Origin of the sequence: Herbaspirillum sp. GCM10030257 (assembly GCF_042666555.1) — a bacterium.
Taxonomy (GTDB): Bacteria; Pseudomonadota; Gammaproteobacteria; order Burkholderiales; family Burkholderiaceae_D; genus Noviherbaspirillum.
In genome coordinates this window covers 1-20,325 of the sequence record NZ_JBHTDH010000035.1, presented here as the reverse complement: position 1 = coordinate 20,325, position 20,325 = coordinate 1, and the positions used below count along the sequence as shown (strand labels likewise).

The window sequence follows — 20,325 nt, the reverse complement described above, 5'->3', positions numbered from 1 at the left end:
GCTTGCACAGGCGGGAAATACTTTGCTGCTAGGCCGGCTGGCGATCAGGAGTGATAAGCCGACTCGCCGTGGCTGGAGATATCAAGACCTTCGCGCTCTTCTTCTTCCGGCACGCGCAGACCGACGATCAGGTCAACCAGCTTGTAGGCGATGAATGCCACCACGCCGGACCAGATCACTGTCGTCAGGACGCCCTGGAACTGGATCCACACCTGACCTGCGATCGAGTAGTCGTCCGCAACTTTGTTGGCAACATAGTCATAGATGCCAGCGCCACCGAGGGAGGGCGCCGCGAACACGCCGGTCAGCAGTGCGCCGAGGATACCGCCGACGCCATGCACGCCAAACACGTCGAGGGAGTCATCGGCACCCAGCATGCGCTTGAGGCCATTGACGCCCCACAGGCAGATGATGCCAGCCAGCAGGCCGATCACCAGGCCACCCATCACGCCGACGAAACCGGCCGCCGGGGTGATTGCCACCAGGCCAGCGACAGCACCGGATGCGGCACCCAGCATTGATGGCTTGCCTTTACCCATCCATTCGCCAAAGCTCCAGGACAGCGTTGCTGCCGCGGTCGCCAGCAGTGTATTGACGAAAGCCAGGGCAGCGGTACCGCCTGCTTCGAGTGCCGAGCCGGCGTTGAAACCGAACCAGCCAGCCCACAGCAGCGATGCGCCAACCATGGTCAGTGTCAGAGAGTGCGGCGCCATCGACTCCTTGCCGTAGCCGACACGCTTGCCAATCACGTAAGCGCCCACCAGGCCGGCGATCGCAGCGTTGATGTGAACCACGGTACCGCCTGCGAAGTCGAGCGCGCCCTTCTGGAACAGCCAGCCGGCGGCGGCAGTCGCCTTTTCCGCTGCAGCCGCATCGGTGTAGGCATCCGGACCAGGCCAGAACCAGACCATGTGCGCCACTGGCAGGTACGAGAAAGTGAACCACAGCACGACGAACAGCAGTACAGCGGAAAACTTGATGCGCTCGGCGAAGGCGCCGACGATCAGGCCGCAAGTAATGGCTGCGAAGGTTGCCTGGAACGCCACGAACACGAACTCTGGAATCACCACACCCTTGCTGAAGGTGGCGGCCACCGATTCAGGTGTAATGCCCTTCAGGAACAAGCGGTCGAAAGAGCCGATGAAGCTTCCGCCTTCCGTGAACGCGAGCGAGTAGCCGTAGATGCACCACAACACCACGACCAGCGAGAAGATCACAAAGACCTGCATCAGGATCGACAGCATGTTCTTGGTGCGAACCAGTCCGCCATAGAACAGTGCCAGGCCGGGAATGGTCATCAGGATCACGAGGACCGTGGCGATCATCATCCAGGCAGTGTCGCCTTTGTTGGGAACCGGTGCCGGCGCAGCTGCGTCGGCCGCTGCCGCGGGTGCGGCAGGAGTGGCTGCAGCAGCTGGTGCGGCTGCGGGCGCTGCGGGTTCAGCAGCGGGAGCAGCGGCTTGCGCTACCACGATGGCTTCGGATTTGGCCGCAGGTTCATCTGCGGCCATCGCCGGCTGCGCAAAGCCGACTGCGAACAGCAGCGTGCTGGTCGCGAGGAAGCTTGCCAATAATTTTTTCATCTGGGTCTCCTTAGAGGGCTTCTTGGCCGGTCTCACCGGTACGGATACGGACGACTTGCTGCAGGTCGTAAACGAAAATCTTGCCGTCGCCAATTTTGCCGGTGCGTGCCGCGCCTTCGATGGCTTCGATGGCGCGCTCAACGATGGCGTCGTCGACTGCGGCTTCAATTTTGGTCTTGGGCAGGAAATCGACGACATATTCGGCGCCTCGGTAGAGCTCGGTGTGGCCCTTCTGGCGACCGAAACCCTTGACCTCGGTGACGGTGATGCCCTGCACACCGATTGCCGACAGGGACTCGCGTACTTCGTCCAGTTTGAACGGTTTGATGATCGCAGTGATGAGTTTCATGGAAACCTCCTGGGGGATTAGAACGTTTTGGAAAGCGACAATACAGCCGTTGTCTTGCCCAGGTCGCGTGACTTGGTACCGTTGGTCGCGGTGTAAAAGGCTTCATCCGCATTGGTGCCGACCACTGCCAGGCCCAATGTCGCAAAGCCGAAATCGCGTGCGACGCCGACCTTGTAATCGGTGTAATCGAACTCACCATAGCGACGAACCTTCTGGTGACCGACGTGGAAGGTCAAAGTAGTCTTTTCAGCGATCTCGAAGTTGGCTGCCAGGTCGAGGTAACCAGATCCCTTGGAGCCGCCGCGCGGTGCGAACGCCGTCGTGCTGTTGAGGCCGAAGAAGTCGCTCACGCCATGGCTGTACTTGGCGGAGAACCACTTGTAAGTCGCGCCGATATAGATCTCCGTGTTGTCGAATTTTTCGCCGGTGGTGCCGATGGTCGCACCTGGGTAGTAGTAGTACAGAAGGCCGACGTCGGCAGTAAGGTCTTCCACCGGCGTAAACTTGTAACCGGCGTAAAAGTCCATTTCGAGGCTGGCGCCGCCGGGGTACTGAACGCCGCTGACGTTCGAGTTCCAGTTACCGACGTAAAAGCCGCTGCTGTGCGCATAATCAAAACCGCCCTGGATTGTCGGCTTTCCGAAGGTCTGGGAGATGCCACGGAAACGATAGTCGCTGGCCAGGGTCAAGTTACCTGTAAAGCTATGTTCCGGTGTTTCAGTGACCGCAGCCTGCTGTGCCGAAGCGGAACCAGAAAAAGTGGCGCAGATGGCGGCAGCAAGAATTATTTTTTTCATGTCATTCCCTTTTTGTCGGTGAAAATACGTGGCATTGCATTTATCCAACTACTTAGCAGGACTCATGCCACCGTTTTCGTGCCACAATTGCGTTATCAGAATTTCTATTTTTTGGACTGTCGGCAACTAAACGCACTGCGGTTGGAAGCCCGCGCCACCAAGGCGCACCACGTTGAAGCAGCAGTCGCCATATCGCACCAATGAGGTGCGCCTTTCTTAAGCAAGGATTGATGATGAACAAGAATGATTTTTTTAATGACCTGCAAAACAAGATCAATCAGGCGATCGAAAACTCACCGATGAAGGATGTCGAGAAAAACGTGAAGGCGATGATGAGCCAGGGCTTTTCCAAGCTGGACCTGGTGACGCGCGAGGAATTCGATATCCAGGCGCAGGTACTGGCCAAGACCCGTGCCAAACTCGAAGCGCTGGAAGCCCGCGTGACCGAACTCGAAGCACAGCTGAAAAAGCCTTGACCCTGCGCTTGCCACTCCGGCAAGCCATAAGCGAAAACTGCAAGCCCCAATCGCCTCACGTGTAGTGGCATGCATTGCCCATGCATTGCGCACGTCGCAGGCATGCCAATACCTGTGCCTATGCCATTGGCCGCTCACGCCTATCGCGCGGCATGCAAACAACAACAACATGAGGTTCAATGAGCTTAGCTGTATTGAAGAGCCGCGCCCTGTCGGGCATGCAGGCTCCCGAAGTGACCGTCGAAGTCCATCTGGCCAATGGCCTGCCCTCTTTCACCATTGTCGGTTTGCCCGACACCGAAGTGAAGGAATCCAAGGACAGGGTTCGCGCCGCGCTGCAAAACGCCCGTTTTGAATTCCCCGCCCGACGCATCAAATGTTGTCAACCGCATTTCCCACAAAATGAACTAGGTAGCGCACACCACGCCGGAAGTTTTACAACTTTCGGTTTGGCCTCGAGCCGGCCCGGAGGGCAGAATCTGCCGCCTAAAAAGACTAAAAATGTTCTATGTAATTCTTTTACCTAACTTGAGGTGGCCGCTTCAAGCGTCAGCTCGGCAGTTCTAGGCGGTTTCACGCAGTTGCGCTGGCCAAGAGATCTGGCTGTCGTCCAGGCGCTCTTTTCCTGTAAGCTTTTGGCACGTGTGAGTGAACTGGCATGGCTATGATGAATGCTAGCTGCTCGCAGTCTTGAGATTTCGACATTGGATGAAGGTAAACTTTTGTACGGTGTTCCCTCTGAGGGAAGTCCTTCTCCGATTAGGATTGAGCTTTTGCTGTCCGGGTCCAACGCATGTAATGGGTCGTCGCTTGTACTACATATTTGGTGAAAAAGATGATTAAAATTCCATCCACTGTTGGTGCTGCCGATGCGATGATGGCTCAATTGCCAGATGAAGCAACAGATTTCAGTTTAGATGCAACATCAATGTTGTCGTTACCCAGGTTTCCAATTGAGGAAATCGCACGTGCGCAGTGTTTAAATTCATGGATCAGTAAGGTACCTATTTCGCTTGGTACCGTAAGCTATGACGGGCCGGGCGAAGCTCGTGATGTGCTGAGAATGTTAGGGACAAGCCCTCTTGGGCTAATGTTGGTGGCGCGGCGCCGTGAATGGTTTCCTCCTGAGGATTTCAAGCGGTTAAAAACGATACGGGCTGATTATTTCGAGCAGCTGCATAGCTGGCCAGATCTGGCCCGTCGGGACTCCACTTTCATCCTTTGTGATGACGCATACAGCAAGGGTTTGCCATCACCGCTCTACGATTCTGCTGGCAGTCTGAGAAGCGATACTTATTTTGAAAAGTTCGTACCGACACTGGTAGAAAGTGTGATGCAGGCGGAGAGCTTGCGCGGAGAAATTAACACGCAATCGTCCTTGCTAACAACGCTACTTTATGAACTGGTAAAAAACACGCACGACCACGCTCTTTACACGGCAGAAGGTGAAGGTATAGAGGATTCGGTGCGGCTTGTATTGTCTAGGTATTACAAACTGGATGATCTGGATATCCCTGTGCCAGCGAAGAATGCAAAGGAACCTCTCGAGCCTCACATTGCTTTCGTAAAAGCGCTTAAGCAAAAAAGCAACGACAGTATGAGGGATAAAAATAAGAAGACCTTTCGAGGAATTTTGGAGTTTTCTGTTTTGGATAGCGGCCCTGGATTTGTGGGTAGCTGGCTTAAACGCAAGATAGCTAGCGATGAAGACATTTCTGTCGAATACAAAGCGGTACTTGACTGTCTTCGAGCCGGGCACAGCACGGCGCGGAATCCAAATCGGGGGCTTGGGCTAAGTGACGTACTTCGTGCACTTCGCGCTTTGGATGGATTTATCAGAATTAGGACAAATCGCATCTCGGTCTACCGAGACTTTATGCTGCTGCGTGACGATAAGAGGGAACCGGTCGAGGAACATCTCCATGATTGGAAGCGAGGCGTTTCTTCGAAAGCAAGTATCTTCGGCAATATGACTGGAGCAGCAGTTTCAGTCCTGGTTCCTGTGGAGGCGTGATGTCAAATTTCGCCCTATATGATCATTACTGTTCGGGACAAAGTGCGTCGAGCTTCACGAGGCAGATATCTATTGTCTTGCATGCCAATGCACAGGACGTCGAAGACATTTCCCGTGGTATCGCTAAGCATCTGCGCCAAAACGCTGCGCCTGCCAAAGTGGTAGTTTTCGGTTTCTTACACCATGTCGGTGTTATTGAGGCGCTATTGACAGCGGGCTCACCATTTCAGGAGAGGCTTAGGTTTTCTTGGGGGCAGGCAGCACCGGATGGAGCCTGTTTTGGCATCGTGCGAACAGGGGCTCCTAGCGCCTATCAAGCCGTAGGCAACGCCAAGGCAAGCCCAGAAGAGCTTGAGCTAGAGGTCAGCCATGCGGCGACAATGACTGCTCAGTGCATCTTCAAAATGTCTGGTTGCTTACAAGAAGCGCCGAGGGGCAGTCATTACAGCAAAACGTCTAAGTCACATAGCCTCGCTTTTATCCGTGCTTCGAATGCCCTGATCCGCTCTCAACACACGTTGACGATTGCATATTGGTTGCAGTCGTTCGTATCGCAGCCAGCGCGACGAATACTGATTGACACCTCGGCTATTGCATCAGCAGTCTATGCAGCGTGCCATCTTGCGATTAATGCTGGCTACATATCAGAAATGCCCGTAATTGACTCGTTCCGGTCTTACGAGGGTCTGTCGGACGAAGATCTCGAAGATGTTAAAAATACTCTGTTCGTGATTTCGGCAAGCACTTCTGGAAACCTTGCGTGTGAAGCTTTCAGCCGAGGTGTTAAGCCAGATCGCCTCATTACGCTTTACCTGCTTGCCAATCACCTACCTGAGCAGCAAGCTCTTTGTTTGCTTCGAAAAGATGAGGAGAAAAATCCCGAAGGCCTTCCGTTGATTCCAGGTTGGAAGGAGGGAGCCTGCGCGCTATGTGACCAAGGGCTAGCCAAAATCCAAATTGGAGGCGACCTTTTCCTTACCTCTCTCCCAAAGACCGAAGAGGTTTCTATCCTTAAAAAGCATCTTCCTTCGTCGCAGCGAGACATCATCTCTCGCTTCGCTGGATTAGGGGTTTTTAAGGTTCATCGCAGGATTGGAGATCGCACCTGCGAGATGGTCATAGACTTAGGTCCTCTACTTGATCCAGACGTTCCTGGAGTACCTGCAGTCACAGAATTCCAAAAAGATTGGGATCGTCTGATGCGATCCAACGTAGCGGCAAATGCTTCCCACTTGGTTTTCCCTGCATACCCTGAAAGTGATACGTTAGCCAACAGTCTATACTCGTATGCTTCCGAGCTTCTGAGAAATGAATCATTTACGCCAACGCAGGGAAACCAACTCGTAGGCGCCGTAAAAGTGCCGAACGGATCTGCTGTTGTTGTTGCAGCGTGCGTCGATGATCCAGTAGAAATGATGGGGATTAACAGGGATTTACGTAATGTAATTCCTGGGGGGACAGCAGCATATTTTGTACCGTTTTTGCGAGCGCGGACAGAAGCTGAGGCGAAGAACGTCACTACAAATCTCACCTACGGTGATCGTGGTGCTGGTACCTACTCGTTATACAAAATGTACGATGTGTTCTTACCTGAGGAACGTCTTGAAGATCCTTGGGATATTGAACTCAAATATCTGTTGAAGCTTTCCGAATGGCTTGACGATGAAAATGAATCTATTCCATTACAGATTCTAGAAAGAAGATCCAGCTTACGGGCTACGACGGCTACAGGGATGAGTGACGCGTTGTTTTGGCCGGATAAAAACGGGCGAGCGTTACAGATTCGAACGAACTTTGTTCTGCTACCAACGGACGATGGAAGGCGAACGCTTACCCAAGCCGATATATTTTTCGTGATATCAGCCTTGCTGAATAACCTGCGCAATTTGGAAGGTAGTGAAAGTCTGCGAGTCAGTCAATACGAGAAGCATGTTCTCTCACCAGCCAACTTTATCAAATTTAACGACGGCGTCATTCAAGCTGCAATCCTCCGGGCTGCCCGTGACGGCGAGCTAAATTTTGTGGCCGCGGACAGCGAACAGTATAGCGCTCAGATGCGCGACATCCTTCTCAAACTCATCGTAAGCGAGGTTGAGGACGCCAGGGAAGCACTTACTGAGTTTGTGTTGGCAATAGCTGTTGGCCGTCTGCGTCTAGAGAAAGCGCACCGAGATGAGGTAATGGGGCTAGTTATTGCCTCACAACATTCAGTGCCCGAAATTGCCTTCCATATGGCTCGAGCTGTTTTAGCTGGGATATAGGGCTTGGAGGTACTCTTATTAAGAAAGACAACGTCGAGAAGGACTTTTCAAAGATAAGAATAGGTAGAGAATTTTGACATGTGATGCACGCTGCTGCCATACGCCACATATCAAAACAATAGATGCGCCGACACTTGCTATGAAACTACTGCAGCTTTTGCAGTGGTTTCGCTGGAAAAGGCATCTATTTTAGTACGGAGTAAAAGAAATAAAGACGGTAAAAACTTAGCCGTCGTTGTTTGGCCACGCTTTCATAATTTTCTCCACTTGAAAATATAGTTCGATGTTGGACCGGTAAAATGTTTATGTCAAGGAATCCTCATTGAATGTTGCGCTATGTCGAAATTGTTACATCCAGTAAAGGCAACATCCTGATAGCCGTCTACTTACTCATCGCATCTAATGCCCGGTTCTGAATTGTGACTGCCACCTTGGGATCAAGTTCGGCCAAACGGGTCCTTTGTGAGGCAATTTTCTTCGCTACGCGCTTCGCATTTGAATCGTGGCCAAGTGCTTCGTAGCAACGCAAGAGGGTATCTAAAAGGAAAAGGTCGGGGTTTTCCCTAATTACTTCGTTACTCTTTTCGAGCTCAACCGCTGTTGCCTCAATAGTTTTGAGCATATCCCCAACAAGTGCATTTTCTTGTCCATTGGCAAGGGAAATATAAGCGCACGCGTAATAGGCCATGTTATTGCTTATGTAAATATCGTCAGGCCGCAAGGCTTTTCCACTGACCGTTTCCTCGTAAGCCCTTTGGAAACAAAGCGCTTTCTCTTCGATAGCTGCTGAAGGATCATCACTATTGATGGGTAACAGCTCTCCCCTGCGCCAGTATTGATACCCAAGTAGCTTTGGAAGAAGTCCGGACATGTGTTCAAAGTCAGACTTTGGCAATTGGTCAGTCCACACACCTTGTTTTAAATTTTGGCGAAGTGCTGTAATAAGGGCTCTCACTTCCTGATAAAGGTGGATAGCACTTTCAGGTTGTCCAAGTTTTCCATATGCCTGGGCCATACGGAATTTCACAAGTGGATACTGCGAATATTCGTGCAACAAGGCATCGTATAACTCAATCGCCTTTTGTACATATATTTCGTTGTCCGTCGAAAGTAAGCAAAGTGCCTCATTCATCGCCAAGTAATAGTGGAAAAGACGATGTGCATCAGCCGGGACTTTTTCTTCAATTAGGCTTTGGCACGTTGTCCCAAAATGTTTTGCAGCCGACAGATAGAGCTTGGGCGCTTCATCAGGCTGATCTTTCAGTACCTCCGCAGCTCGATCACGCATCGCTCGCCCTTCGACGTATGCGTCAACAAGGTTCCGTGGAATACGAAGTGCCGCAAATCTTGCGAGTACATCGTCGTCTGAGCCGACCGAAAGAATCTTACCGCTAGTGTCGTTCTGCAACGCAGGAGTTGTAGCCATTCCAAAAATTGTGTCCGCATACTGCGAACATGCATCCGCGAACTGCTTGAGCACCTTTAGGTGGGGACCAATTTGCGCGTGATTAGCCGAAGGTATGGTCGGGTTCTTGCCTTGTCTAAAGACGTATCCGAAACGGTGGTCAATCTCACCCCATGCGTCCTCAAATACTGTGCGAACCTGTATCTCTAATGGCACATTATGCTCGCAATCTTGACCATCAATAACGATATTGACGGGCTGGGAAACACGGCATACCAAATGTACACTTGAATATCGATTGTTTGATTCGGCTATTTGAAAATCAACGCCTCTTTTGTTCAGTAATTCTTGTAACTTGACCAGAAATGGATCATGAGCAGGTGCGTCTGAATAAATAATGATCTCTTCAACGCTCTGCTTTATAAATGGGTTCGGCGAGATCTTTGCGTTATGAGCGATCAGATCCAGGACGCGCTCCACACAATCAATCATCTCCGATCGAAATAGTGTAATTAGACGAAGTCCGACGACGTCCGTGATCGATTTGATTGAGTATGTAGGTTTCTTGCTTGCTTTTATTTGCACCTTTTCGACGAGCTTAGATTCCTTTTTTACCCTCGTTCGAATGGCATAACAAACTGCCCCCAGCTCGGAGCTAGTAATCGCATCAAGAATTCTTTTTTCAGCCTCTTTCCCACAATTTTCCAATCGTGCGGCGCTCAGTTTCAAATCACTCATTTTTCACTTCTCTTGATACGAAAACATTGGATAGAAAGTAACCAACGATTATCGGTCATTTGACAACTAGCACGCAACTTTGATTAAGGAATTCAAAATAATATGAAGTCCATTATTGAAGTGTGTCGATGATCAAGGCTGTCCTGGTAAGGGGCCATCGTATTGAATGAGAAGAGCCTCCTCTGGCACACCATAGTCAATAAACGGCCGAATGAAGTCATTCCCTGGATACGGCTTCCCACTTCTACATTCACAAACTTCCTGCATTACGTTGCCGACTGCAATGCGATGGTTTTGCAGGAGCTGCTTGAGCTCCGCATCTGTCCACGGAAGCTGGATATTTTTTCGAGCATGAGACGCCTTATATGCATCGCTATGCCATACACAGGCAGATCCAAAGTGAGGAAACTGGGCCACATTCGAATTAAATGGATGTTCAGTGTAGAACATCTCCCAAATTGCGAATGTTCCGGCAACTCGGCTCTGTCGTATGAGTTGATCATGGAAGTGCGACTGGTTAGACGACTGCTGCACTGAATCCCACGAGTTGACATGAGTACTTAAGCGTGGCCACTTTGCCTCGAACAAGCAGATTTTGAACTCACGCGTGTTAGCGAGAATGATCGCAGCATCCGATCCAACACGACGTTCAGCACCAGCTTTCAAAACGAAGGACATTGCATGGAGATCTGGAACATTGCGTGAATTGATCTCACGGCGTAATGCGCCAACAAAGTTAGATGTATAGTCATTTTCATTGGCAATAATGCCTGCAATGAGCTCACTACGAATAAGTCGATCTGCCCACTCGGCGCAGTCAACCACCTGGCTTGTAATTTGATGGGGGAAAAGCATTGAAAATCTGGCGAATAGAATAGTGAGTCGGATAGCCCAGGAAGCCGTACAAGCGTTCGTGCTATGAGCTTGGTATGCTGCCATAGGGCAACGTTCACCGATATCTCATGTTCATGTGATATCTGTCTCTATATCGCAAGCCACAAAAGATCAGTTGCCCATCGTCATAGTTAGACTCACAGATTAGCCAATGAAAGTCATGGGGTTACACGATGTGAGCGTAACTCATTGCCTGCTATAAATCGTCGGGGTTATGCTCACTTTCGTGCTTCGCAGGCATGACTGCCGGCTTGGGCACGACCATTTAGACTAAGGGGAGGATGCGCCGCCCGATGCTGCGCGGCAATGGCAGATGTTAGCCAGATTCAATCCTTGCCACAGTTCGGCGGCACGACGGCACCCGACCCTGAGCGGAAGTCCGATGGACTGGCCTTGTTGCCTCAAAGCGGTCATGCGATCAACTAGGCAAAAGGTTGTCCACTCTCCGTCTTGTTGTCTGCCGGTGTGGCATGGACTTTAGCGACGCGACCCGGCGCGTGAACCGGTGATTCCACCAGCCGCATCGTTCTATTTTGAAGTATCTCCGCTGTTATCCTCCGGCTCGTCGAACACCAAGCGCAGCGCGTACGGAATGGACCGAGGTCGGTTCACGCCGGCAAACATCACGAGCAGCCGCTGCACCTCGTGACGGGAAAATCCCGCCGGTGGCACGTGCAGCTCCAGGCGTGCGGGGAGCAGGGTACTGTCGCCCGCGCCTTTCCCCGTCCGCTCGACCTTGCCGCGCGCTTGGCGCATATGCTTGGCCAGCACGCTGGGATCAAACCCGCCTCCCGGGGCAGAGACCAATTCGGCCAGCCGCCGCAGCAGCGACCGGATCGGCGGGCGGTCGCCGCTAGCGATGCGTTCCGCCACCCGCTGCGAGTTGAGTTCCACCGGGAACGAGATCTCGCCCAAGGCTCGTCGCACGGGCTCCCATCTGGACTGCGACGGTGTGTCACTAGGCTGAGCGTCCTTCAGGAGCTGCGCCCAGTGCGCCTCCATGTCGACGTGGATGATCGAGCCAGTCAGCGACGCCACATACAGAGCCGCTTCCAGGCTCAGCCCCTTGAAGATCTGGTTCTGCGCACCGTCCTTGCCCGCGGGAAGCGGCTGCAGCAGCGTGTAGGGATCGGCCTCGGCTTGATGCTTGTAGTACGCGATGAGCCGATCCGTCATCTCAGCGTCTGCCTCTGGCATGTGGTCGGCAATGAAGCGCCGCTGGTACGCCTCTGGCAGCATCCAGATGACGCGCCGCGTTTCCTCTTCCGCGAGTTTCAGGAAACGGTGCAGGCCGCCCTTAGGGGGCTTCCATCCGTCGGTGCGGCGCGTGAGCACTTCCCGGACATGATGGCCGAGCGGGGCACTGACCTCGCCGGGATCGGGCACCAGATGCACGAGGCCGGCGCGGATAAACGGCTCCAGCATCAAGAGCAGCATGACGTTCTTAAGCGTCTGCATCTTGTGGCCGGTGGGCGACTCGATGGGGCTGAACTCGGGCTTCATGCGCGTGCCCAGGAAGAATGGGTTCACGAGCACGATCTCATCGACAAACGGCAGCCAGCCCAGCACCGTCGCCTCGACGGTGCGCGGATCGCTGAAGCCCATGTAGACCGAGCGCAGGACTTTCGGGTTAGGCCGCGGTAGCAGAGAGGCCAGATCGGTGTCTTCGGGCCACAGGCTCGCAAACGCGCGATGGATACGCTTGACCTGCTCGTCGCTCAGGTTGCGGCGCACGTCCTCCCAGGACGCCCCGTCAGAAAGCCCAAGGATGCCCTGAACCGCGTTGCAGAACATCAGGTTGCGCTCGCGCAGGCCGTAGACCTCCCACGACGGGCGCTCCGGGGCTGGCAGCCGCTGGCAGCAGTCCTTGAACGCGTAGGCGCTGCCGCAGCCGCAGAAGTCGTTGGCCCCGATGTTCTTGCGGGGGGACCCTCGGGTAAGGAACTCATGGGCCTTGGACGTACGGCCATGCTCGTCCCAATAGCCAGAACTGCCGTCCTTGTAGCCTACGTAGATCTCCCCGCCAAAGCGCCACATATCGGCCTTAGGTAGCAGCACCTTGGCGATCTCCGCCCATGACCCGTTGAACTCCTGCTCTGGGTAGAGCCAGGTCTTGTCGGCGGCTGCGATGTAGCGCTTCGCCCGCGACTTGAGCAGGTGGTTGATCGCGATCACCTCTTCCCGGCTCAGTCGCCGGTCTCGGATGAAGTTGTCGGTGCGCGTCATGCCCACGCCCAGGTGTCGGGCGTTCGTGCGCAGCCGCGTCAGGTCTAGTTGATCCGGCTCCTTAGCATATTCCAGGTGCGTGAGAATCAGGCAGGTGTTGGCGTCCAGCGCAAACACAGTCTGAGAGCCCACGGCCGCTACCAGCGGATCCTGCGGGTAGGCGCACTGCTTGGACGTGGGAACCATCGCCGCGTTGTAGACTGTCACCGGGTGGTCCGTCAGGATGAACTTCACATCCGAGTCGTGCGCCGACACGATTTCCCGCACGCCCTCGACCCACATAGTGCAATGCATCAGGCGCAGAGCCTGCATCTCGACCATCAGGTCGACTTGGCCCAGAGTGCCGTAGCACGAGCGGATCCAGTCTAGGCCCTTGGGCGTGCGCAGCTTCTGCGCTGCCATGTGCTCGAAGAAGTCCTGGAACGACTCGTGCACGTCGGCGTGATTTCCGAGCGTGAAGGCGCGGACTGCTCTCGCCCCCTGGTCGTCGATGGCACCAAACAAGTACTTCTCGACTTCGTCGTTGACGATCGGACCGAAATGCGTGGTGTACAGGTCGTACTCGACGAAGCAGTTCTTCGTGCCCCATTCATGAAGCGCAGTACGCGGCACTTGCCGGCCATCGGGCAGCGTCTTACGATCCGGGTCCAAGTTGAGATGAAAGAGGCGAGACTGACCAGGAGCGAGAAAGCCGCGCTGGTACCACTGCGGGACGTAATGGTTGTTCCTGGTCTGCTGATCGATCATCCGCTCACTTGGTTCGTTTTGTGCCTGGATTATCACACAACCGTTGCGGGCTTGATGGAGGTAGCCGTCCACAGCCGTGTTCGAGGTGGCTGGGATAGAGCGGCAGGCCCAACGCGGGCCTTGTGCAACAACACTTGATGGCCGGGTCTCACCTGGCGCCGACGGGCGAGACGCGTCCCAGACCGGCCGTACAAAGTGTTTCATTGCTGCCCGTGTAGGAGCAGTTTGGCTCTCCTTTAGCCTGTCTTTCCGGACTGTTTGGCTGCGGCCTTCGCAGCCTTATTTGCATCCCGTTCTGCCTTGGCTTCCTCGACAGCTTTCTGCTTCGCAAACTGGCGCACGCCTTCGGCGATGTCCCTCGGTATGTAAACATATTTGAGCACCTCATCGATGATCTCGGGATGCAGGAAGAACGGTGAGTTGCCTGATTCCCAGCTTGATTGCATCTTTACGCCCTTGCGTCGTGACGGGCCGAGGAACAGGTTGTTCCAGATCAGTGCTTCGCGCGCTGGGTGATCCTTCTTTTCAATGATCTTTTCCAGGATGCCTCCCATGACGCATGTCCCCTTCGCGTTATTCGCCTTCGCCCGATGAACGCGATCAAGCTCAAGCGTCAGCAAGTTTACTGTCTTGCCGCTCATATCAACGATGTCGTAGTCCAGCGGCTGACAGTACCTTCTTAGCTCCCAAACTGCACGGTCGAGTCGAATAATGTCGAATGGCCGGGTTTCATATGAGACCTCATAGTACCGATACTCTGCTCCATAGTCTTCGAGTTTCCTGATGAACTGAACAGTATCGGCACTGAGATCGAGTTCGAACTTGCCGTGCTGCTTCATCCTCTCAATGCCGGGAAGCACGCTGTGCCCCCTGTGGGCCTTCACTCGATTGAGCACAAGAATGCCTTTGACGTACTTCTCCAGGCAATGCAGGGCAGACCACAGAAACGGCGGAAAAAGCCGCGCTCGGTAAGCCATCCTTGCAGCGATGTAGTCTTTGTCTGCTGTCTCGCGGAAGCTTCTGATCGCGAAGTCGTTGACCAGGATATGCATCGGGTTAGGCATCCTTGTTCTCGGAAGTAGTAGGCCTTGATTTTATCAGCGAGCATTTAACGCATCAGAGCCATCATTAAACAAGATGCCAGCGCGGCCACTGCACGCAAGCGGCACGCACGCTAGCTGTTCGCGGGCAGTGCTCGAAACAGCTCGATGAATGCGATAGTGCTGCATTATAGGTGATCTCACCAGATTACGATGCGGCAAAGCGGACATCGACGAGCGGCTGCTTCTGGCCGATCTGAGAAGTCACATCGCAAAGAGCCAACGACTGGTATGGACTCGTCATCCGACATTTCGGATCAACCGCTGAGCGACTTGACCCGACCCAAACCGGTCGGAGGCCTTTCCTGAAAGCGGACATCCTATCTGAAATCCCGCACTCATCGCCATTACTTTCGCTGCCGGCTCAACTCTTCAGAGAACAAAGCCTTGAGGTCCTTCTCTACAAACTGATGTGGTTTCCACCCCTTGATGAGTTTATCTAATATGAACGCATCTCCGGCGCTTAGCGCAGTAGCGGCTGCGGTTCCGAAACCTCCTGCTCCAAGTGCATCAAGTCCCAGGCCTATACCTGTGAAAATGCTCCAGCGAGTACTCTTGGCGGGTAGCTTTTCGACCCACGATTCCTTTATCGTTTCTTGATAGTAGGCGCGCAGAAGATCGGAATCGGGCGGCTGCTGATGCAACCAATGGCGGAATTTATCTGCCGAGTCTAGGAGCTTGACGACAGATGAAAATGGCACTCTACCGGAATTGACGGCTTCTCGAATAGCGTGAGAACAGGGCAAGGTAAGATCAGTGAAGCTTTCGATTTGTGCTTGGCTGTTTGAATGGCGAAGTGCGACTGCCTCGACGGCCTTTGCCTGAATCGCCCTCTCAATTGGATGAACAGCGATCTCTGCATCAAGCTTAGCGGCGAAATATGTGGCCTCATAGGCACCTTGAATTAGCGCTAGAAGATATGCCTCAGTGAGTGAGGAGTGAGCAGGTGGAACTGTGCGATGGTAGGCGCTATTTAGAGCGGCGAAGTCAAGGTTCGTGTCAACGTAGAAGCCGTTATTCTCTCGTTCGATTTTGAAATAGGTCTCCCTGGGTATGCTGTAAGCAGGTACTACCTCGCGTATGAGAGACAGAACCGACAGCTGTGAGGACCGATTGTCGGCAAGCGCATGAAGGACTGATGACTGGTCGAAATCCGAATGGTCAATTGGTCGGAGAAGTTTCGAAAATTGACTTGCACCAATTCGCGCCTGGGACGTTCCGCCAGCAGCTTCTTTGAATGCTTTCGGTCCTACTTTCTCGATTGTGTGGTCCGGCGACGAAAAGGAAATTAAGCTGTGAATAGACTTCCCATTGCTTACCGGTGTCGTTGATACTCCAACCTGATCTCCTAAATAGTGAAACTCAAGTCGACCATCTCTTAGCAGAGAAAGCAGGACAAATGGCGGTATTCGGCTAAGCAACTCCCTAACGGTCCCACTGTTTCCGACGATTGCGACGCGTTCGTAGAATAGCAGTCCTTCAGCTAGGGCACCAATGTCAATAAGCGGGTCGGGACCGATGGTGTTTTTATACGTAATTGCCTTGAACATAGGGCCTATCGCCTCCAATAATCGATTGCGTTTTGCCAATACCTGATAATCGAAGCCGCATCGTGCCATCGAAAGTGCATTAAGACAATACTGAATGGGTAGGAGTTGTAACCGCAAGGAATTGGCCGGTCAACGTCTGTAGCCGTCAAACACTGACCGGCGGCTATACGTCAGACTTCGGTCTGTTCCGCAATCTCCAGCGCGTCATCGACCTCAATGCCCAACATGCGTTTGATGGTAGGTGCACGCTACTTCTCCTTTGCGTCTGCAAGACCTGTTGCAATCGAGGATTCTTTGAACGACTTTGTGGATGCGTGTGTTACCGCATCGAAAGGGCCATCGCCGAGTGATGCCAGAAGGACGAACAGTGTGTCTATGCTGCCGCCAGCCATCAAGTACAAGGCTGAGAGCGTTTGGTAACGATGCCGATCCAGGCTTGCTTGGTCATGGGGCGGCGAGGCCTCATAGGTACCAAGGTGAAACGCTGCACCATAAAGGGTGCCGTGCAATGCTTCTGATGCATCAGCATAGATTGTCAGCAGGCTCATGAACAATCCGGTGTTGCCCAACTTTGCTTCAATTACCGCTGCTCTATCCGGCAGGGAAACGTTTGTCCAGCGAGTCTTTTCTCTTCCACGCTGACTTGTGAATTTTGCGATCGCAGCGCTGATCTCTGGAGGGAGTTCAAAATCGCCTCCGTTGAGCGCAATGCGTGCCTTATTTTGACCATTGGCTTCAATCCATCGATCTAAGCTGCGTCCCGCCTTGTTGAGGGAATAGTCAACGTAGTCTGAAAACTCTGCGTCCGTGCATAGTTGAAGAAAACAGAAATTCGTCACTCGTTCGAGTAGGGCTCTCGAGACAATATAGGCCTGGTTGGTTCGGCCGTTTTCACACAATAGCCTTATTGAGATCGCGTCTTCAATGATTGCAGAGTAGATCGCATAGAGGCTTGAGACGCGTGGCCGATTGCTCTGATGGATAGCACTTACGTTGTCTACAAGGCGCTTCACTTGGCCATCCAAAAATTGGGCTAAGATTTGCGCGCCAGCTTGGGTGTTTACGATTGTCATTTTCGTCTTAAAGGCTTAACGTTGGAGATGACTACGTACAGTAAGTAGGCAGTGCCTGCCGATAGGTCTTCCGTGGCGATCGGCGATTTTAGATTGCAACACCGAGCACATGTGCTACCTCCATCGTTTTTGCGCGCAGTGCGTACAGTTCAAAGGCTCTCTTTTTGACCTTCCTAACGCGCCTCGCGGCGATCGCCGGTCCCTTGGCCTTCAGCTCGGGATGACGGTCAAGAAGATCTTGTTCCAGCAGCTTCAGGACTTGCTCAACCTCAAGTTCCCCTGCTAAAAAATTGTCGATCTCCTCAACACAAATCCGAACAAGCTTAATCAAAGAAATTGTCTCGTCTGCCGTGAACGTGCGAACAGCCTCGGATGAAAAGTCAACTGCAGGAATTGTGGTCTTAGCTTCCAAGTGCTTCTGAAGCGCTGGGCCGTCGTACTTCAACGTCTTCACGAATTCGGCCGTCAACTCCGAAGCTGCGTGGATTATGTGGTTCCGGCGAAGACGAAGGTACTTGACGGTTCTTATCAGATTCGATTCGATGGCTTTATTCGCCTCCTTAACCACGCAGGCCTGTACCGTCCCCTTACGCAGCAAGTATTCATGGCTGAAGTCAAAGTTAATCTGGGCGCGACCGAATTACATTAGGGGCGAGTTTTTTGCATATCGTCTTCGACCAACTTCAAAAGCTCACTTGGTCTTACTCCAACTGCATAAGCCAATTTGAAGATGCTCGATATCGTTGGCTGTTTCTGCCCCAGCTCTATTGACGAGACATAGTTCCTCGCAAGGTGTGCGTCGAAACCAAGCTGTTCCTGAGTGAGGTTTGCCTTCCCTCTTAGCTGTCGCAGTACCCGCCCAAATGAAATCACAACTGGATCGCTCAAGATTCCTCCTATAGTTGGAGAAACTTGGCAGATAGGCTATTATCTGTCTTCCAACTATAGATGGAATAGAACCAGCCGGCTGCAGGGAAACTGCACGCAGCGTCATAAGCTGGTTAACGTATCAACCGATATAGATATATTTCTACAGTTGCGTTCCGTCGGCTAGACGGTACTCATCGAAGCCGAAATTTTGACCGGACTTTTTGCTGCGCCAGCAAATGAAAACTAAATACGTGGCCTTACCAGTGGGATTCGAAACACTGCATGAAACCCCACTTATCCTGCCTTCGACAGTTGCCAAGCATCGAAAGGATATTTACCTCCAGGAGCAAGAGCGTGAAAGGGAGCGCCTCCGGTTAGAAGATGAATTACAAGAAGAAAAGGCGCGCTCTGCCTCCTCTCACGATATTGCAGGTCCTGATTCTTCTAATAGCATTCACCAAAAACGACGGCGGAAACCGGGCGAGTGGCACCGTTTATATAAAAATTCGGACGTTCAAGTTGCAATTGGTGCTGCGACTATTCTGGGAACAAAAGACGCGAAAGTTAAGAAGCACAATACTGAGCTACTTCATCACCTACTCTCTCTTGGTGAATATCGACGCCTCGTGAAGGCCCCACGAAATTGGCGGGATGATCTCAGCAAACTGAAGGAGCGTCATCCAAATTTTGGGGAAGTTATTCAATTCATTGCTGGCGAGTTTGCGCTCGCTGAGGCAGCAAAGACTTCATTGTACATTCCTCCCTTACTTCTTGATGGCCCACCAGGTATTGGAAAAACAAGCTTCGCTTTTCAACTTGCAACAATCCTCGGCTCGGGTTTTTTGAAAGTGAGTTTGGAGTCAATGCAGACATCGAGTGCACTTACTGGCAGTGAGGAGCACTGGTCAAATTCGAAACCTGGGCAATTGTTTGGACTGTTAATTTCCGGTGAATATGCCAATCCTGTCGTGCTTGTCGACGAACTCGACAAAGCACGAAGTGCGGCTGCCTATGACCCAGCTAGTGGGCTTTATGCGCTCTTAGAACAGTCTACTGCTAAGACTTGGTCCGATTTAGCATTTCCTTCCATAGCGGTAGACGCGACCAAGGTAATTTGGGTTATTACCGCGAATAGTCGCCGTATGATCCCCTCTCCGCTTCGCTCGCGCATGCGCATATTCGATGTTCCGGCCCTAACAAAAGAGCAAGTGTTTATGCTCATCGACCGGATTTTTGCGGAGCAAATAAACGCGTTGGCCCCGCTTCGATTCGAAGTTACGATACCCGACGCCCTTAAGGCTTGCTTAGTAGACGCCAAATTGTCGCCCCGACAGATACACAGGGTTAGCCGTGAACTCATCGGTGCCGCTGTCCTAGCGAATCGTCGTTTTGTCCTACATTCAGATCTTGAAGCTATCAAGTTAAGGTCAGAAAAGACGTCAAGTGCTACGAACAGTTCAATTGCGGTAGATTATTTTTTCTACCTTGAAAAAGAGCCGTCGTTTCACTGATGCTTCTTAACTAGATGCGCAAGATCTTTGTGTGAGGAGCACGCAATCACGCGTACATATCGACCAGCATCACAAGCACTTCGAATGCATGCCATAGTTTTACAAGAGCCGATAGATATCATGAATCTTGATCATTTACACTATATTGTTAGAAGCCATCCCCGAATTTTCCGGGGAAAATATCCAGTTATCAGACGTCCCATCCCGGTTGGATGGCACAACGTTGTCGATGGTTTGTTGAAGGCTTTAGATGAAACCCTCACGCCATTGGAAGTGGAATCTTTTGAGGTTTTATACATTGCCGAAAAATCGGGGAGTCTGCATTTTTTATTTGAGTCGAAGCTCACTCCAGACAGAGAGTTCGTAATCGACAACCTCATTAGATCTTTTGTGACAGAAAGTACCCTCACGTGCAGGGGCTGCAGCGCTGAGCTTCATCCCAATAATCTAAATTCAAAGCTGAAACTTTGTTCAGCATGCCAACAGCTGAACCGGTAGCTAATTGCTGGCTTCATTTGTTCCTGCTTCTTTAGGTGTCTTGACGCTCCTCTCGCGGCTACCGCTGCGAACTAGTCCCTTATTAGTGAGATGAATTGGCTATAAAACTAGAACTCATTCCATAAATAGGTAGTCGATGCTTTTTTCGGATTCGTATGGTTTTTCATCATGTCACGAAGAGAAGAGCTTACCGACGAGCAATGGGGGCTACTGGAGCCGTTGCTTCCCGTAAC

15 protein-coding genes and 1 pseudogene are annotated in these 20,325 nt (G+C 52.3%); 5 read left to right on the top strand and 11 right to left on the bottom strand.

Annotated features, from left to right (window positions below):
• Window positions 1–44: 44 nt before the first annotated feature.
• The 3 genes from ACFQUU_RS26035 to ACFQUU_RS26025 are packed head-to-tail and all read right to left on the bottom strand — an operon-like array spanning window position 45 to window position 2,729.
• Window positions 45–1,583 (bottom strand): ammonium transporter, encoded by a 1,539-nt coding sequence (locus tag ACFQUU_RS26035; RefSeq protein WP_382251050.1) that lies wholly within the window; start codon window positions 1,581–1,583, stop codon window positions 45–47.
• A 10-nt stretch (window positions 1,584–1,593) separates the two neighbouring features.
• Window positions 1,594–1,932, bottom strand: a complete 339-nt coding sequence (locus tag ACFQUU_RS26030; RefSeq protein WP_382251049.1) for a P-II family nitrogen regulator — start codon at window positions 1,930–1,932, stop codon at window positions 1,594–1,596.
• A 17-nt stretch (window positions 1,933–1,949) separates the two neighbouring features.
• Entirely contained in the window at window positions 1,950–2,729 is a 780-nt protein-coding gene (locus tag ACFQUU_RS26025; RefSeq protein ID WP_382251048.1) for a TorF family putative porin, read from the bottom strand.
• A gap of 233 nt (window positions 2,730–2,962) precedes the next feature.
• Between ACFQUU_RS26025 and ACFQUU_RS26020 the strand changes: the two genes are divergently transcribed.
• From ACFQUU_RS26020 to ACFQUU_RS26005, 4 genes and pseudogenes are all read left to right on the top strand, one after another.
• Window positions 2,963–3,205, top strand: coding sequence for an accessory factor UbiK family protein (locus ACFQUU_RS26020; protein WP_382251071.1), 243 nt, complete (start codon window positions 2,963–2,965; stop codon window positions 3,203–3,205).
• A 179-nt stretch (window positions 3,206–3,384) separates the two neighbouring features.
• Window positions 3,385–3,579 (top strand): annotated as a pseudogene (locus tag ACFQUU_RS26015) (magnesium chelatase domain-containing protein); the annotation flags it as partial.
• 461 nt (window positions 3,580–4,040) lie between these two features.
• Window positions 4,041–5,219 carry a hypothetical protein gene (locus tag ACFQUU_RS26010; RefSeq protein WP_382251047.1) on the top strand — a complete coding sequence of 393 codons (1,179 nt, stop codon included), beginning with the start codon at window positions 4,041–4,043 and terminating at the stop codon, window positions 5,217–5,219.
• Complete coding sequence (locus ACFQUU_RS26005; RefSeq protein WP_382251046.1) at window positions 5,219–7,480, top strand: hypothetical protein; 2,262 nt, start codon at window positions 5,219–5,221, stop codon at window positions 7,478–7,480. Before ACFQUU_RS26010 ends, ACFQUU_RS26005 begins: the two co-directional genes overlap by 1 nt.
• Window positions 7,481–7,862: 382 nt before the next feature.
• Here the strand turns inward: ACFQUU_RS26005 and ACFQUU_RS26000 are convergent, their stop codons facing one another.
• From ACFQUU_RS26000 to ACFQUU_RS25965, 8 genes are all read right to left on the bottom strand, one after another.
• Window positions 7,863–9,623 carry a hypothetical protein gene (locus ACFQUU_RS26000; RefSeq protein WP_382251044.1) on the bottom strand — a complete coding sequence of 587 codons (1,761 nt, stop codon included), beginning with the start codon at window positions 9,621–9,623 and terminating at the stop codon, window positions 7,863–7,865.
• 132 nt (window positions 9,624–9,755) lie between these two features.
• Window positions 9,756–10,478: a hypothetical protein gene (locus tag ACFQUU_RS25995; protein ID WP_382251043.1), complete on the bottom strand. Its 723-nt coding sequence runs from the start codon at window positions 10,476–10,478 to the stop codon at window positions 9,756–9,758.
• 567 nt (window positions 10,479–11,045) lie between these two features.
• Window positions 11,046–13,490, bottom strand: a complete 2,445-nt coding sequence (locus ACFQUU_RS25990) for a hypothetical protein (RefSeq protein WP_382251042.1) — start codon at window positions 13,488–13,490, stop codon at window positions 11,046–11,048.
• Between the two features lie 236 nt (window positions 13,491–13,726).
• A complete protein-coding gene (locus ACFQUU_RS25985) occupies window positions 13,727–14,554 on the bottom strand; it encodes a HEPN domain-containing protein (RefSeq protein ID WP_382251041.1) in 828 nt (275 codons plus the stop codon).
• Between the two features lie 383 nt (window positions 14,555–14,937).
• The gene (locus ACFQUU_RS25980; RefSeq protein ID WP_382251040.1) at window positions 14,938–16,140 is read right to left on the bottom strand and encodes a hypothetical protein; all 1,203 of its coding nucleotides are present in this window, start codon (window positions 16,138–16,140) and stop codon (window positions 14,938–14,940) included.
• Between the two features lie 248 nt (window positions 16,141–16,388).
• Window positions 16,389–17,213: a DUF5677 domain-containing protein gene (locus ACFQUU_RS25975; RefSeq protein WP_382251038.1), complete on the bottom strand. Its 825-nt coding sequence runs from the start codon at window positions 17,211–17,213 to the stop codon at window positions 16,389–16,391.
• A gap of 88 nt (window positions 17,214–17,301) precedes the next feature.
• On the bottom strand, window positions 17,302–17,781 hold the full coding sequence (locus ACFQUU_RS25970; protein ID WP_382251036.1) for a hypothetical protein: 480 nt from the start codon (window positions 17,779–17,781) through the stop codon (window positions 17,302–17,304).
• Window positions 17,782–17,858: 77 nt separating this feature from the next.
• Window positions 17,859–18,086, bottom strand: a complete 228-nt coding sequence (locus ACFQUU_RS25965; RefSeq protein ID WP_382251069.1) for a helix-turn-helix domain-containing protein — start codon at window positions 18,084–18,086, stop codon at window positions 17,859–17,861.
• Between the two features lie 233 nt (window positions 18,087–18,319).
• Here ACFQUU_RS25965 and ACFQUU_RS25960 point away from each other — a divergent pair, with 233 nt between their 5' ends.
• A complete protein-coding gene (locus ACFQUU_RS25960; RefSeq protein WP_382251035.1) occupies window positions 18,320–19,594 on the top strand; it encodes an AAA family ATPase in 1,275 nt (424 codons plus the stop codon).
• The last annotated feature ends 731 nt before the right edge of the window (window positions 19,595–20,325 follow it).